This window comes from Atribacter sp. (genome assembly GCF_035418125.1).
Taxonomy (GTDB): domain Bacteria; phylum Atribacterota; class Atribacteria; order Atribacterales; family Atribacteraceae; genus Atribacter; species Atribacter allofermentans.
The window spans coordinates 1-2,064 of record NZ_DAOLQM010000323.1 but is presented as its reverse complement, the minus strand read 5'-3'; the positions used below and the strand labels follow the sequence as shown (position 1 = coordinate 2,064).

Annotated in this window: 3 protein-coding genes and 1 riboswitch; all 3 genes read right to left on the bottom strand. The window is 41.1% G+C overall.

From position 1 onward, the window contains the following. Positions 1-867: cytosine permease (locus PLK24_RS11025; protein ID WP_324479105.1), on the bottom strand; the 867-nt coding region annotated here is incomplete at its 3' end. 3 nt (positions 868-870) lie between these two features. Next, a complete protein-coding gene (gene thiW, locus PLK24_RS11020) occupies positions 871-1,383 on the bottom strand; it encodes an energy coupling factor transporter S component ThiW (protein WP_324479103.1) in 513 nt (170 codons plus the stop codon). Between the two features lie 54 nt (positions 1,384-1,437). Next, positions 1,438-1,548: riboswitch (TPP riboswitch) on the bottom strand. Positions 1,549-1,636: 88 nt separating this feature from the next. Beyond that, positions 1,637-2,064: Gfo/Idh/MocA family oxidoreductase (locus PLK24_RS11015; RefSeq protein WP_324479101.1), on the bottom strand; the 428-nt coding region annotated here is incomplete at its 5' end.

Genomic DNA, 2,064 nt, shown 5'->3' with positions numbered 1-2,064 from the left:
AACTGCTGTTGAGTAAATATCTAAAAAAGTTGTCGTAATAGTTGAAAAAAGTACTACCATAAATGCTATGACCCCAAAACCCATGGCCACCATACCAGGGATTGGATCACTTTGTCCAGTTGCCAATGAAAGAAAAAAACCCAATAGAAACATCCAAGAACTCACCAAAAAGTAACCCCACCAGGTTCCCCGGTAGGCACTTTTGGTGCTTTTAGCAAAGCGAGAATAATCAGCAACCAGTGGAAGCCAGGAAATAGGCATAGCTATTACAATATCAAATCCGGTAGCCCAAGGAAGGGATCCATCGGCGACCATATTCTTTAAAAAAGAAAGGGGAAGGTTAGCCATGACTACATAGGTCATGACCACACAAAGAGCTGCCAATGCAACGACGGCAATCCGTTGAATCCATTTCCACCAACGATGGCCTACCATCGCCCAAACTGTGCTCCCCAGTCCGGCTATAAGAATCCATAAAAATCGATTATTATAACCAAACATTTTTATACTGATGACATCCATAGCTCTTGCACAGATAATCACCATAATCGCCGTCCAACCTAAAAGTTGAATGATATTAAAAAATGAAGCTACAAAAGATCCTATCCGTCCAAAAGCGGCTCGAATAGAAAACATGGAAGAAATACCCCACTCACTTCCAATTATTCCTCCTAAACTAAGGGGTGTATTCCCAACGATATGTCCAATTATAATAGCCATTACTCCTCCCCAAAAACCTAAAGAAACCAACATGCCACCGGCCCATATCTCAGCCATAGATATAGCTGCGCCTGACCATAACAGAAAGAAATCTAAGCCAGTAAGATTGCGCTTCGACTGAGGAATTAAAATTACTTCTTTTTCCAACTTTTATTCACCACCGTTGAGGATTTCTATATTGAGCCAAGTTAGCTTTCTTAGAATTTTGATCAATAAAAACCCAATGACACTCCCGGGAAAACAGCTCATAAGAAAGCTAATTTGGAAAAAGGAAAGAGTTACTGACATTTCCATCCAAGGAGCTACCAAATAAGCACTGAGAGTTGCACCAATCAAAACTGTTCCAACTGGTTCAAAAAAGCCCACCCAATCCCGTCGAATAAAATGATGATACAATATCCCTACCACAAAAGCTCCGGGAACCCCTCCGGGAAAGGCAAATAGCGTTCCTGTACCCAACATCAACCGAACCAAAGCAGCTAAAAAAGCAGCCAACATCCCAAACCAAGGACCGATCATAATACCAGCTACCACATTAATTGCATGCTGAAAGGGGAATACCTTCACTGGACCAATTGGAAAATGAATAAACGATCCCAAGACCGCTAAAACAGCAAAAAGTGCTGTATAGGTAAATAAACGAACCGAATAATCTTTTTTCATCTTGTTTCCTCACTATCTAAAAATAAAAAACCACCCGCTTTTTGTGCGGGTGGTTCTATAATTCTTCCTCATCCCTACGCCGGCATTACCCAGATCAGGTTCGAGGGGTCGAAAGCTCGCGCTTTCCTCTCAGCCCCGCACTATGGAGCTCCCCACTAAAACACTTATTCAATTTTCCTTACTTTTATAAACTATCACTTGATAATTGAAATGTCAATAATTATATCCATTTATGGCTCATTCCATCTATACCTTAGACATCTATCGCTTTTCTTTCTTGTGAAGATTGATAAGCTGCTTCAATGATTTTAAAGTTACGAACCCCAGCTTCATAGCTAATAACCGGCTTTACCCCGGTTTGAATCCAATCACTAAAGGCATCAAATTCCTGGGCATACATGGATTTTGGTTCTAATACTACTTCTTGGTAGGCGTCCTGGGTGCGAGCCTGCTGGGAAGAATATCCCTGATCCCCTGATTCAAGATAAAGCCACATTTTTCCTGCCGAATCCTGGCCGATGGTATTATGAGTAATTACAGCACCTTTAGTCCCGTATATTTCCAACATATTTTTAGCTGCCTGATCAGGGATGTTGAAAAAATTATCAACGACTCCTTGAGCTCCGTTTTTAAACTTCATAAGAATGGTTGATGTGTCATCTACTTCGTAGGAATGGGTAA

Bases quoted from the DNA above. Each gene is read 5' to 3' on its own strand.
- thiW (WP_324479103.1), bottom strand. From the start codon at position 1,383: ATGAAAAAAGATTATTCGGTTCGTTTATTTACCTATACAGCACTTTTT.